The sequence below is a fragment of the Methanobrevibacter olleyae genome (assembly GCF_900114585.1).
Taxonomy (GTDB): Archaea; Methanobacteriota; Methanobacteria; order Methanobacteriales; family Methanobacteriaceae; genus Methanobrevibacter; species Methanobrevibacter olleyae.
In genome coordinates, this window is the sequence record NZ_FOTL01000029.1 from 1 (window position 1) to 13,671 (window position 13,671).

The window sequence follows — 13,671 nt, forward strand, 5'->3', positions numbered from 1 at the left end:
CCAGCACCAACATGCTTACCATTGGCATTTATTATTTGCACTTTAAATCTTCCACCTCTAAAATACATTTTAAGATTTTTATTCTTTGTTATAGGAGAATCTAAAATTCTTAAAGTACTTACAACATTACTAGGATTATAATCACTATTACCATCGAATTTAGCAATAATATTGTATTTTCCAACTTTCTGTTTAAGAACTAGTGTTGCATATCCTCTGACATCTGTTTTTATAGTGTATTTTAAATTTCCAATTGTTATTTGGATATTTTGGTTTGCTATAGGGTTTCCTTTGTGGTCTGCTAGCTTTATAGTGTATTTAGTACCATCATTATAAAACATAGAAACATTACCAGCACTTAGATACGAATCACCATTTATAATTATATAATTAGTAAAATTCTTACCACCTTTATAATAAATCATTTTAATATTGTGTTTTCCTTTGTCTAAATTATAAAAAGTAACACTAGCATCATTTATATGGCCACTATTAATTTTCTTATCATTTTCATAGTAATCAACAGGATAATTAAGATTATAGTAGTAGATTAGATTGTTAATTGTGACTGTTGCTGTATTTTTAGGACGATAAATATTAAAAGAACAAGCATATACATTAGTAGAGAGGTTATGCAAATAAATAGCACCACCATAAATAGCAGTATTATTGACAAAAGAACAAGCACTTAAAACACCATTAACACCATACCAAAAAACAGCACCACCACTCACATTAGCAGGGTTATTAACAAAAGAACAAGCACTTAAAAGACCATTAGTACCCCACCAAGAAACAGCAGCACCCCAATTAGCATGGTTATTATTAACAAAAGAACAACCACTTAAAGCACTATCATTACCAGCCCACCAAACAGCACCACCATTATTATTCGTAACACTGTTATTAACAAAAGAACAACCGCTTAAAAGACCCTTATACTTAGTCCAAGAAATAGCACCACCATAATTCTTTGCATGGTTATTAACAAAAGAAGATCTGATTAAATAACCATAGTCACCATGCCAATCAACAGCACCACCCTTCTCATTAGCATGGTTATTAGCAAAAGAACAATCACTTAAATCACCATAAGTTCCAGTCCAATAGATAGCCCCACCATACTTGGCATGGTTATTAACAAAAGAACAACCACTTAAATCACCATAAGTTCCAGTCCAATAGATAGCACCACCATCATGATTGGTATTGGCATTTATGAATTTTATATTTTTTAATGTGACATAATCAGCAATTATAGTGAATATTCTTGTTGATAATTTTCCATCAAGCACATGGTTTTTACCATCAATAATTATGGATTTACGGATATCTATATCTGAATCACCATCGGAATAACTATAATCTTTATCTAGAGTTAATGTATCATTTGCAGGTGTATTGTTGATTAAAATTTGTAAATCTTTGAATGATGATCCTGTACCTTTTAAGTTATCCTCATTCATTACATTATTGACTTCATCTTCTTTACCAGACTCTGAAGCTACTGCACTATCATCACCGGTTCCAAGATTAATCTTTTCCTCTACTGTTTCTGCATCTATAATTGCCATGTTTTCATCTAAACCTATTTCAGAGCTTGTATTCTCTTGTGCTGAGACAGCCGAAATAGATAAAAAAATTAAAAATAAAAACACTATAACAATTTTATTCAAATCGTTAACCATTTTATTTACCTCCAATTATTTTTTATTAATTTATTTAAATAAATGAAATTAAAAACATAAATATGTATAAGTAATTAATAATAATTATATACAAACATCTATAAATAATTAACGACACCGAATAAAAAAAAAAATATATAATTAATTTTAAACTAATATTAGATATAATGCTATGATAATAGGTTGGATTAATAAAAATATTTATAATTATTATACCATGAAAAAAACTTTTTTTCTAATCCAAGTTTAGGTCTTTAAAATATTTCATTTTTTTTATTAGGCTTTGTTGAGATTCTATTTTTCCTATTACTATATTAAATTTTCTTTTGTTGATAAATTCATTTTTTAATATTTCATTATTTCCTAGGTTATTAAAAATAATATAAAAAATATTAGTTTTCAAATGGACTCTTGAATAATCCATTTATAAATAAATTTATATAAAAAAGTTTAAGAGATGAAAAAATTGATTTTTAAATAATCTTATTAAATTGCTGAAAATCCGGTTTAAACATAGTTTAAAGATTTAAATCAGAATTTAATTATTGCTAAAAATTGATTTTATTGTTTTGATTAAAATGATATATTTTTAATCCCTTATTAGAAGAATATGGATTTAAATTTTATTATTTTAAGTTTATCATTTTAAAAAAATATTAATTTTTTAATTTATGATAATTTATAAGATATGAAATTTGTTTTCATGTATTTTATTAAAATTAAAAAAATATTGTTAAAGAAAAGTTATTTAAGAGAATGTAATTATTTTAAATTTATCAAATTATTGAATTTTTACTTTTGGAGAATAAAAATGCTTCTTAATTGGTGTGAAGAAATTAGAAATATAGATCCTTCAATAAACTTTAGGTCTACTGGCGGATGGTTAAAAACTGTTACTGGCTTAGATAAAAGTGTATTAAATGGATTTTCATTAATTGGAGAATTTGTTAAATCAGGAGACTATAAATCCGAATTTGCAGATGGATTATATCTCGACTGCAATAAAGAAGGGAAAAAATCTAATCCTAAACAAGATTTTAGATTACTTAGATTAAAAAATGGCAAATTAACACTAATTGATCAAGTTTATGACGCTAAGAAAAATTGGGCTGTTGAACTATGGGACAGTATTAGTGAGGAAATTGATTCTAATTACAAAGAGAGTGAAGTAGATAAAATAATGACATTAATATTAGATAAAACTGGTAAAGATGTCAAATTATTAAAAAAACTCCAAAATGAATTAAATCAAGTTATTGTTGATTTTGAATAGTTTAATTATGAATATATTATCAACTTAAATCCATTATTAGACTAGATTCAATAAAGTATTTAAAAATGATTTATAAAAGTATACCTTTTTATAAAATAAAAATATAACAATGTTATGCATAACTTAAAAAAATAAAAGATAATTAAATAAAAAATTATCTTAAAACACAGCTTGGCATTAAAAAATAATTAAAAAAATTATCTTAAAACCCAATTTTGTACTTTCTGTTTAGAACTGGAAACAAAGCTACCTTGAATAGATAAACCAGATTTAATATTAGCTCCAGTGCATAATTTCTCTAAATCATTTAAACTTTTACCAAAGCCACTACCTTCATGAGTAACAAATGGTTTAATAGTTTTGCCACTAAAGTCTAACTTTTCAAGCTGAGTCCACACTGGCATTGGCATTGTACCCCACCAATTAGGAAAACCTATATAAATTAGATCATATTCAGCAATATCTCCAATATATCCTTTAAGTTCTGGTCTTGCATCATCATTTAATTCTTCCTGAGCTATTTTAGTACATTCCATATAATCTTCTGGATAATCAATTAATGGATCCATTTTAAATAAATCTGCATCAGTAAACTCTTTTATATAATTAGCAATTACTTCAGTATTTCCTATTTCAATGCATTTTATTCCTTCATTACTGTAATTATTTCCTTCTCTTGAAAAATATAAAATTAAACTTTTTGACATTATAAAAACCTCAAACTTATATTAATTAAATATTCATATATCTTTAATAATATATAAATTTAAAAAAAGAAAAAACAAGCTATCTTAAAAACTTCTTAAAAGTTTGAAATAAATAAAAATAGTGAGTAATATTGAGATAATTCGCTTTTATTATCCCAAAATAATTTTAAATGTGCATAAATACACAAAGAGCAATTAAACCTATACTAATCTTTGACGAGTGGTAGGTTTTTTGTTTTGCCAACTGTATCTTCTTATTTTGCTGGATTTACCAAATCCACAAGAAGCACAAACTTTTTTACGTATGTGATATGAGTTTTTACCACATCTTCTACATCTAATATGGGTCTTTTTATTCTTTTTACCCATTGATGGAGTTCCTTTCACTTCTATCTCCTCCTAAATCAATAATAAAACATAATAATAAATTTCATAATTCATATAGAATACATAAAATAGCCTATAGAATAGTCTTATTTAAAATAAGAACATAAAACAGATAATTAATTAAATTAATTAAGAATAGTCTTATTTAAAATAAGAACATAAAACAGATAATTAATTAAATTAATTAAGATGTGAATTAATTTAATCAATATAATAAATATCAATAATCTTTATTAGAAACAACAAAGAAAAACTTTAGAAAAAATAAGAAACTGAGTTTCTATGGAGAAATGTATACAATATTATCTCCTCTAATGAGAACAGTACCTAATCTTCTCATTATCTCTCCTTTCTCTAATTCTTCAGCATCATTAAGTACTAAATTCATGTGTAAATCAAAACTTTTTAAGATGCCTCTGAATTCTCTTTCTCCTTTGAGTTTAATCAAAACAGGAGAATTTACTGCTTTTCCTAATGCGTCAAGTGGTCTTTGAACATTTTGTTGTCCGCTCATGATTATCACCTATACTATTTTAAATATGTTTGTATAATATATAAACTTAACTATTTTTTTAATTAAAAAAAGTTAAATAGACTATTTCTTTAAAACAAATAATATATAATAATACTTTATTTTAAAATATCATACATAAATTCAGGGTTTTTAGAAAAAATAAAAGATACCATGTTCTAGACACAATAATCTATATTAATTAGAATTTTTCTAAAAATTTAATAAATTAATAAGATTGAACTATAAAATTAAAAAACAAAAAATTATCTTAAAAATCATTAAAAATTATAAAATTCCAATAAAATTTGTAAAATAATATATAATAATACAGCTGAACCAAATTAATATTACTATTTATTATATTTTATATAGTATATAAAGGTTTTTACTTAAATCAATAAAATAGCTAAGATTTACCAATGTTTTCAAATGAAAATAAATTATAATTATCAATATAGAAAAAAGAATAATAAAAAACTAAATTCTCTTCAAATCAAGTACTGGAGTATTGTTTAGCATATCAACTCCATTAAAGCTAATAATATTTCCATCAATTTCTTTTATTTTTATTGTTGAAACACCAATAGGATTAGGCCTATTTGGAGCATGAGTTGAAAATAAACCCATTATTGGACCATCTCCCCTAAAAGGAACTCTTTGCTTAAATCCTTTTGACTTATGAAAATAGAATAAAACCATATACTCTTCACCAGTTTTCATACTAGAGATACTTTCTAAGTATTCCTCATCAATGATAATCTCTGCTTCTTCATTCATTGCCTCCTTACTAGATTTCGGCATATTTTCCACTGATTCATATTTAGATTTAATATATCCAATCGGTCTAAAAATTATTTCATCCATCTAATCCATCCTAAAAAGCTAATTAAATTATATAAAAAATAAGAAAATGTCAAATTAATAAAAATTACAAAATAAAAAAAAAAATAAATCAATACCCCATAATAAAAATTACAAAATAAAAAAATAAATCAATACCCATAATGAGAATCCAATTGTTTTTCAACATCTAGCAAGACCGAGTTAATAGCTAACTTTAAGAGTTCATTTCCATAAACTTCATCAACATAAACTCCATTTTCTTGAATGTCTATTGCACTTTCTTCAATCTTTGGATCATTTAGGCGTGCTTGAGTAAACATAGATAGACCAACTTCACCATATTTACTTAAGTTTGTCTGATTTTTAACTTCACTTTCATCTATGATACCTAAAACCTTTGCCATAGACAACTCACCAGAGCCGCCATGAGGCCCTTCAGATTCGATAATTTTACTATTTAAAGTGATGAGCAAATCAGTTTCTTCTTCAATATCATACAAACAAGTGACAATAGGCAAATTGCCACCATGCCCATTAACTATAATAACACTGCTGATTCCCAAATAGTTTTTTGCTGATTTTAATACTTTTATAATCTCATTAGATAAATCCTCTAGGGAAACATGGATTCCATGATTTATCTCTTTAATTTCATGAGCAGGATAAATAACACCTAAGAATTTAGCTCCACTTTCTAAAGCTGCATTAAAAGCAATATATGAAGCTATTTTAGCATCTGTATCAATAGGAAGAGCAGGGCCATGATTTTCAAGATGTGATCCAAGTGCAATAATTCCTATCTTATGAACATTAGGATTTTGAACATTTCCAGCATTTAATCTTAAATTTAGCATATTACCACTTAAATAAATATAATATATGAAGTAAAAATCAAAATATGAAATAAAAATAAAAAATTTAGAAAGCTAATCGATAATTAAATATAAGAAATAGCCAACAATCAGAATTATACTTCTAAATTCCAAATAGCATCTCCAACATAATGGAGTGATTTAATAGCTTTTCCTTCCATATTTTCAACCATTTCATACCCGCTGATTAAACTGATTCCAATAGCTAAAGGCTTATTATGAGTTTCTTCAACAATTATTACAATGTCATCTTCAACAATACTTTCCTCTGCATCAACAATACCAGGACTCATTATGTCTGCACCTTTAGTTACAAATTTAACTGCACCCATATCTACCACAACTACCTTACTATCTAATTCTATGTTTAAAGCAGCTTTTAAAGTAGGATATGGCCTGTCGTTAATCATAATAATATATGGCTCTCCATTTACTAAAATAAAGTTATAATCTTCTGCTTCTAGCATTTCAAGAGTGTCTTTATTATTAATAAAAGATCCATAATCTCCAAGCTCTTTTTTAATTTCCTTTATTTTCTTTTTCTTTAAAAAATATCTTTTTTTAATTTTCAAAATCAGCACCTTAAAGTTCTCTATTAAATGTTTTTATATTTAAATAAATTAAAAATTTTATATTTTTATATATGTATCTTATTTTAATAATATTTTACTAAAATTTAATAAGTAATTAAAAATTTTAATAATTAACATAGTATAGTTTTTATATATTAAAATTATATTATAGTATATTAAATTAATTTTAGGAAATTAATTTTTAAAATTATTATTAAAACCAATAATTAAAGTTAATAATTGAAATTGATAGTTGAAATTGAAAGTTGAATCAAATATTATCAATTATTAAGAAAGTTGAATCAATTATTATCCATTATTAAAATTAATTTTGAAATATTAATTTATAAACCGAATATTAATACTTATTTTTATTAAAATTAATTTTGAAATATCAATACTTATTTTTATTCAAATTAATTTCATTGTTTATTAAATATTTTTGTGATTTTTTATGAGTGATAAAAACGAATGGGGCAGTAATCTATCATTTATTTTAGCAATGGTAGGTTCTGCTGTAGGACTTGGAAATATATGGAGATACCCATATGTTTTATACAGTAACGGTGGTGGAGCATTCTACATTCCATATATCGTTGCAATATTATTGATGGGAGTTCCATTTTTAATTTTAGAATATGGTGTTGGATATAATTACAAATCATCTTTTCCAAAAGCTATTCGTAAAATAAATAGCAAATTTGAATTTTTAGGATGGCTACTACCTATTTCAGTATTCATCATAATGATTTACTATTCATGCATACTTGGATGGGATGGAATCTATGTAATATTAAGTTTCTTTAAAGGATGGGGAGCAGATCCAAATACTTACTTTGCTACAACATTATTACAGTCAACTGAATCCATTAGCGGAATAGGAAGTTTTATTCCAGTTATAGCTATTGCAATGCTTATAAGTTGGGCAATTGTTTGGTACATTTCCCATAAAGACTTAGAAGAAGGACTTGGAAAAGTAAGTAAAATCCTTGTACCCTTGCTATTTATAATAATGGTTGTAATTGTAGTATTCTCTTTAAGCTTACCTGGTGCAATGATTGGTTTAAATGAATTATTTTCACCAGATTGGAGCCTGTTACTTGATTTTAATATATGGATGGCTGCATTTGGCCAGATTATATTCTCTTTAAGTTTAGGAATGAGCATTGCATTTACCTATGCAAGTTATACAGGAGAAAGTAGTGACTTAATTACTAATACATTATCTATTGCATTTGCAAATTGTGCATTTGAAAACTTCTGTGCATTAGGTGTTTTCTCAATTCTCGGATATATGTCTCTAGAAAGTGGAACTGCAATAGCTGATTTAGTAACTCAAGGTACTGGACTTGTATTTGTAGTATATCCAACTGTATTAAATGTCTTAGGCCAATATGCTTATATCATAGGACCATTATTCTTTATAACAGTTTATCTTGCAGGGCTTACAAGTATTTTATCAACAATTGAGCCATTAGCATTTAGTATTCAAAATAAATTTACTTGGTCTCGCAGTAAAACAATGACAATTCTTTGTTTATTGGGAGCAGTTCTTTCAATGATATATGCAACAGCCTTTGGTGGGACACTTCTCGGCTATGTAGATGCCTATATCAATCAGATAGCTATTCTTTTAGGTGTAGTATTTGAATGTATTGTATTTGCATGGATATTTAAATGTGAAAATATTATTCCAGTTTTAAATAAACGCAGCAAAACCTTAAAATTAGGTAAATGGTGGACAGTTGTAGTTAAATATATTTTGCCTATTTTTATTGCAATTGTATGGATTGGCGGAGTGTTAGATGTAATTAATAGTAGCTCTAATGATCAGTTAATTGTATTTGGAATTCTTACTGTAATCTTGATTGTTTTAACTGCAGTATTTACTAAATTACCTGCTACAAACAAAGACTGGGATGAAACTGAAAATAGATTATAATTTATTTATTAAATTATAATTTATTTTTCATTGGTTTAAAAAAAGAAACTTATTATTAAATTTTAAAATATCAATCTATTTTTTCTAAAAATCTACTACCTAAATATTCAATATTTACTTCTTTTACTAATTTTTCTTGAATATTTTTAACTATATCAATATTATCACAAGCTACAAAGTAAATCACGTCAGCTTCATACTGTTTTTCTACAATGGATAGATTTTTTCCCCTAATTTCACTATCAATTGCTTTTATATGTTGATATTCAAAGCTAAATTTAAATATTTCATAAAGCTCCATATCAACTATCTCTGCAATAGAAAGAGTTTCAAGAACAGATTTGCTATAAGCACGAACTAAACCACCTGCCCCTAATTTAATTCCGCCAAAATATCTTGTAACAATAGCAACTGTATTTTCTATCTTATTTTTCTTTAAAACATTAAGCATTGGCCTACCTGCAGTTCCTCCAGGTTCTCCATCATCATCATAAGCCTCTCCATCACTAACTAGATAAGCAGTGCAATTATGTGTAGCATCTTTATATTTTTCAGATATTTCTTTTATAATCTCTTTTGCTTCCTTTTCATTCTGTGCAGGAAATAATCTGCAAATAAATTGAGATTTTTTTATATCTATAGATGATTGAAAGGGTTTAGCTATTGTTTTCATGGTATCATTTAAAAATATTTATAATGTCTTTAGAAATATTTAATAGTAGTTTAGAAAATATTTTATAATTTATAATATCTTGAAATATTTAATAGTAGTTTAGAAAATATTTTATATTATTAATATATACATTTATATGTTTAAAACTTATAATATTATTTTTGATATTTTTATCTAATAAATAAATTCAAAAACAAATAAAACAATTTTTAATATAAATAAATTCAAAAACAAATAAAACAATTTTTAAGTTATAATATAAATAATATTAAAAAAAATCATCGAGGTGAGATCATGGAAGATAAAAAAGCAAAATTTATAGTTTACATCGTTATAGCTTTAATTGCTTTTGTTTGCAGTAGTGCAGTTTATTCTATAACTGGTGGTCTTTCAGATTGGATTGTATCCAGTATAAATAGCGATGAAGATAAAGATAATAATGGTTATTTAGATAGTTCAGAAGGAGAAGGAGGAATCTTTTCTAGTTTTAGCTCAAATGATAAAAATGATAATAATTATGAGGATAACAATGATTCTGGAATAACAGATAAAATATTCTCAAAGCTATTTGATTCAGACTCAGATTCTCATTCTAGTTCAAGTTCAAGATATTACTCAAGTTCAAGTTCTGATGATAACCCAGACTTACTTGCAAGATTTTTAAGGCACTTCATAAGTAATGGATAATTAAAGATAATTCTTTAATAAATCCATATTTTTCTTTTATTTTTTAAAAAAAAACAGTTTTAAAACCATCTATTTTTTATATATTTTCAAGTAATCAATCTATTTTATTATTTAAATTATCAATCATTTACCAGATTTTAAATTATTGATTATTTACCAGATTCAATTATTTTCATTAATTTATCTGTTTCTTTAACTATATCTTTTTCACCAAATGCTTTAGCTATTCTCTTAATAGCATCTAAATTCCTTACATAAGTATCTAGCCAAGCAAAAATATCTCCAGGATAAGTTTGGATTTGGTATTCTTTAAGTAATGAATTAGAAATGTCAATTGGATCCTTTCTATTTAATCTTTGATTGATGATATAGTAGGAAACACCTCTTTGTAAGCATTCACAAAATGGTCTTTCATAACAATCACATCTTAAAAAATCAATTTGGATTTTTAATAAGGCATCTTGGAATTTCTTATCTACCTTTGAAATAGCTTCACCAGATGATATAATATCTAATGTTGATTCAGAGAATAATCTAGTAGAGAAATTCATCTTTAAAGCACTAATCATTTGTTTATGAACAACAGGTGCTAAATAAGCATTTTCAAATAATTCTAAATCTAGTGCAATTGATTGAATCTTCAATAAATTATTAGAATTAACTTCATCTTTAGACATCTTTTCATTAATTTCAGAGAATATATTTTCTTTAAATTTAATCTGTTTAACAATTGTAGAACTTTTAGATTTAGATCTATTCTTTTTATTTTTATTTTTTGATTTACTAGTTGTTTTTTTGTTATAAATTACATCAGATTTAATATCTCTTGATTTATCCTTTTTAAAAGATTTATAATCATTTTTTTGGCCAGTGGATTTAGAATTATTCTCATTGGAATCTTTATAATCTTTAGATTTATTTATTTCATTAAGAGCATCAGCAATATTATTTATATATCTATTAGTTTTAGATGCCTTTTTAGTTTCTTTTTTAGGAATCAGTTTTTCTACACTTTCATCATCCGTAATAAGCTTAATTTTAGAATTATTTTCATTAATGTTACTTTCATTAGCCTTATTTACATCAGTTCTAATAGATTTATTTGATTCATCTTTAAAATTATCTTTAGACCTGTCTTTCCTAGATTTATTAAAATTATCTTTAGACCTGTCTTTTCCAGATTTATTAAAATTATCTTTAGACCTGTCTTTTCCAGATTTATTAAAATTCTTTTTATTATCCTTTTTATCCTTTTTATCCTTTCTAGAGCTGTTTTTAACTTGTTTATTTAAATTGTTCTGAATCTTCTTATTCTTTTTAAGAATATTATCATTTTCTTTATCTATCTTTCTAGATAATAAATGAAGCTCCTTTAAATTAGTTTTAAAGAAAGATTTATTATAATAATAACTTAAATAATGAGGATTATCAATGGAATCTTTAATAATCACACCATCATCAATAGATAAAAATGACATTGCCACAGCTTTTCCAAACTTAGTTGTATCAATTGTACCATCAGAATATACATCAATAGCTTTTTTATCATGAAGTTCATCAAGTGCTGTTTTTATATCCATCGGAACTGGAATATTTTTATAGAATTCCTCAAGATCATTAACTTTCCTTAAAGACTTTGATGATATATCAGCAAGTATTTGTTCAAGTGATCCATCCTCGGTATAGTCTACAAAAATATCTTCAACATCACTTTCAAGCAAATCAAGTGCAACTGCCTCTTCACTTTCATTATCAACTTCACTGCCAATTTCTGGAATAAGATAAATTAATCCTCTATCATGATAACTAGGCCTTCCAGCCCTTCCCAGCATTTGTGAAAATTCATTAGGGGAAATCCATTTATTACCCATTAGTAAGGATTCAAAAATAACTTGAGAAGCCGGAAAATCTACACCTGCTGCAAGTGCCGCTGTTGTAACAACTGTAGCTATTTTGCCTTTTAAAAAGTCTTTTTCAATTTTTTCCTTTTTAAAATAGGATAAACCTGCATGATAAGCAGAAGCACTAATCCCTTTACCAGATAAGAAATTAGCTATTTTATGTGTTTTTCTTCTAGAATTAGTAAAAATTAAAGTCTGGCCATTAAAGCCCTTTGAAGAGCTTGTGTAGAATTCTTTTTCAACTAATTTTCTCATTAGTATTCTTCTTTGAATATCTCCCCTTACAAAAACGATATGGCGTTCAAGGGGAACTGGTCTCTGCTTATACTGAACTAATTTCATATTAAAATCATTAGCTAAACTTTGTGGATTTTTAATGGTAGCAGATAAACCTATTATTTGAGTGTTTGGGAAAATATGCCTTATTCTTTTAATTAAACCGTTTAATCTAAGACCTCTTTCTTCATCGGAAATAGTATGAATTTCATCAACTAAAACTAATCCTAAGTCCTCTAATAAATCGGATTTACCAGAACGGATTAAAAAGTCAATTCCTTCATAGGTTCCAACAAGAATATCTGCATCAGCAATATTAGAGTCAGGTAGTTTAAGTTCTCCCTTTGCTTTAATCCTATTCATACCTACCTTAATAGCTACTTTTAATCCGAGAGGTTCGTATCTCTTTTTAAAATCCCTATACTTCTGATTTGCTAATGCAACAAGTGGAGTTAAAAATAAGAATTTTTTTCCATTTAATGCCTTCGGAACACCTACAAGCTCTCCAACCAATGTTTTTCCACTACCTGTTGCTGATACCACCAATAAATTTTCTCCCTTAAATAAACCTTCACGAATAGCTAAATATTGAACTGGTAAAAGGTATTGGTTTTTTTCCTCTATGATAATCTGTTTAAACTCTTTTGGTATTTTAAGCCTTTTCATAGCTATTTTAGGTATTTTATCATCCTGAACTTTAATCCTATCGAACAATGTTAAATCAGAACGAGCTAATGGATCAAATCTTGGTGAAAGCATGTCTAAAACATCATTTAAGCTACCTGTTTTTTCCAGCACTCTCTTGAAATTTCCAAATACCTTTTTATCATAGCCTCTAAGCTGAAGTTCCCTTTTAATTGTATCTTCAGCACAAGTTTTACAGATTAATTGATCATGATATCTATAAGAAAAATCTGAATTGATAATAGTTACTTCACCTTCATAACTGCAATGTTGACAGATATTTGTAAATCTAACTTTAATATTATTTTGCTTGAGGAAAGATTCCAATTTCTCATCTTTTTCTGATAAAAAAACAGCTTGGGAGCGTAAAATATTAATAGCCCTTGAGGGAGGATAAAGCTTATCTTCATTTTCATCTTTAACTAGAAAACGTTTAATGGATATTGTTCCATCTTCTTCATCTTCCCTAAACTTTAATACACCTATAAATTCAGGTTTGCGTTTTGTATTAAGAGCTCCTTTAGGGCTTCCAATAGGATAAATCTCCCAAGATTTTTTCTTTTTATTTAGTACTATCATTAGTTTATAGATATATTTTTAATAGTTTAAAAAGATTAAGAAAAAACAAAGCAATATAAAAATGTAAAAAAAG

General features: G+C 26.1%; 11 protein-coding genes and 1 pseudogene. 3 read left to right on the forward strand and 9 right to left on the reverse strand.

Features of this window, described 5'->3' with window-relative positions:
* Window positions 1-1,688, reverse strand: a pseudogene (locus tag BM020_RS07640) (hypothetical protein); the annotation flags it as partial.
* 811 nt (window positions 1,689-2,499) lie between these two features.
* Between BM020_RS07640 and BM020_RS07645 the strand changes: the two are divergent.
* Window positions 2,500-2,961: a hypothetical protein gene (locus BM020_RS07645; protein WP_074798775.1), complete on the forward strand. Its 462-nt coding sequence runs from the start codon at window positions 2,500-2,502 to the stop codon at window positions 2,959-2,961.
* Window positions 2,962-3,158: 197 nt separating this feature from the next.
* On the opposite strand, the gene BM020_RS07650 is transcribed toward BM020_RS07645, so the two are convergent.
* From BM020_RS07650 to BM020_RS07675, 6 genes are all read right to left on the reverse strand, one after another.
* Window positions 3,159-3,668: a flavodoxin gene (locus BM020_RS07650; protein ID WP_067146523.1), complete on the reverse strand. Its 510-nt coding sequence runs from the start codon at window positions 3,666-3,668 to the stop codon at window positions 3,159-3,161.
* A gap of 201 nt (window positions 3,669-3,869) precedes the next feature.
* Window positions 3,870-4,055 (reverse strand): 50S ribosomal protein L37e, encoded by a 186-nt coding sequence (locus BM020_RS07655; RefSeq protein ID WP_067146525.1) that lies wholly within the window; start codon window positions 4,053-4,055, stop codon window positions 3,870-3,872.
* 280 nt (window positions 4,056-4,335) lie between these two features.
* Window positions 4,336-4,569, reverse strand: a complete 234-nt coding sequence (locus tag BM020_RS07660) for an LSm family protein (RefSeq protein WP_067146527.1) — start codon at window positions 4,567-4,569, stop codon at window positions 4,336-4,338.
* A 477-nt stretch (window positions 4,570-5,046) separates the two neighbouring features.
* Window positions 5,047-5,433, reverse strand: coding sequence for a tRNA (N6-threonylcarbamoyladenosine(37)-N6)-methyltransferase TrmO (gene tsaA, locus BM020_RS07665; protein ID WP_067146529.1), 387 nt, complete (start codon window positions 5,431-5,433; stop codon window positions 5,047-5,049).
* 128 nt (window positions 5,434-5,561) lie between these two features.
* Window positions 5,562-6,266, reverse strand: a complete 705-nt coding sequence (arfB, locus tag BM020_RS07670) for a 2-amino-5-formylamino-6-ribosylaminopyrimidin-4(3H)-one 5'-monophosphate deformylase (RefSeq protein WP_067146531.1) — start codon at window positions 6,264-6,266, stop codon at window positions 5,562-5,564.
* A gap of 113 nt (window positions 6,267-6,379) precedes the next feature.
* The gene (locus tag BM020_RS07675) at window positions 6,380-6,862 is read right to left on the reverse strand and encodes an RNA-binding protein (RefSeq protein WP_082762232.1); all 483 of its coding nucleotides are present in this window, start codon (window positions 6,860-6,862) and stop codon (window positions 6,380-6,382) included.
* Between the two features lie 448 nt (window positions 6,863-7,310).
* Between BM020_RS07675 and BM020_RS07680 the strand changes: the two genes are divergently transcribed.
* The gene (locus BM020_RS07680; RefSeq protein ID WP_074798778.1) at window positions 7,311-8,798 is read left to right on the forward strand and encodes a sodium-dependent transporter; all 1,488 of its coding nucleotides are present in this window, start codon (window positions 7,311-7,313) and stop codon (window positions 8,796-8,798) included.
* Between the two features lie 70 nt (window positions 8,799-8,868).
* Here the strand turns inward: BM020_RS07680 and BM020_RS07685 are convergent, their stop codons facing one another.
* Window positions 8,869-9,471, reverse strand: coding sequence for a YigZ family protein (locus tag BM020_RS07685; RefSeq protein WP_067146537.1), 603 nt, complete (start codon window positions 9,469-9,471; stop codon window positions 8,869-8,871).
* A 294-nt stretch (window positions 9,472-9,765) separates the two neighbouring features.
* On the opposite strand from BM020_RS07685, the gene BM020_RS07690 reads away from it, so the two are divergent.
* A complete protein-coding gene (locus tag BM020_RS07690; protein ID WP_067146539.1) occupies window positions 9,766-10,158 on the forward strand; it encodes a hypothetical protein in 393 nt (130 codons plus the stop codon).
* Window positions 10,159-10,307: 149 nt separating this feature from the next.
* Here the strand turns inward: BM020_RS07690 and BM020_RS07695 are convergent, their stop codons facing one another.
* Entirely contained in the window at window positions 10,308-13,598 is a 3,291-nt protein-coding gene (locus tag BM020_RS07695; protein WP_074798780.1) for a DUF5814 domain-containing protein, read from the reverse strand.
* Window positions 13,599-13,671: the final 73 nt, after the last annotated feature.

Excerpts from the sequence above, each read along its gene's own strand:
- BM020_RS07645 (WP_074798775.1), top strand. The coding sequence starts at position 2,500 with ATGCTTCTTAATTGGTGTGAAGAAATTAGAAATATAGATCCTTCAATA.
- BM020_RS07650 (WP_067146523.1), bottom strand. The coding sequence starts at position 3,668 with ATGTCAAAAAGTTTAATTTTATATTTTTCAAGAGAAGGAAATAATTAC.
- BM020_RS07660 (WP_067146527.1), bottom strand. The coding sequence starts at position 4,569 with ATGAGCGGACAACAAAATGTTCAAAGACCACTTGACGCATTAGGAAAA.
- tsaA (WP_067146529.1), bottom strand. The coding sequence starts at position 5,433 with ATGGATGAAATAATTTTTAGACCGATTGGATATATTAAATCTAAATAT.
- arfB (WP_067146531.1), bottom strand. The coding sequence starts at position 6,266 with ATGCTAAATTTAAGATTAAATGCTGGAAATGTTCAAAATCCTAATGTT.
- BM020_RS07680 (WP_074798778.1), top strand. The coding sequence starts at position 7,311 with ATGAGTGATAAAAACGAATGGGGCAGTAATCTATCATTTATTTTAGCA.
- BM020_RS07685 (WP_067146537.1), bottom strand. The coding sequence starts at position 9,471 with ATGAAAACAATAGCTAAACCCTTTCAATCATCTATAGATATAAAAAAA.
- BM020_RS07690 (WP_067146539.1), top strand. The coding sequence starts at position 9,766 with ATGGAAGATAAAAAAGCAAAATTTATAGTTTACATCGTTATAGCTTTA.
- BM020_RS07695 (WP_074798780.1), bottom strand. The coding sequence starts at position 13,598 with ATGATAGTACTAAATAAAAAGAAAAAATCTTGGGAGATTTATCCTATT.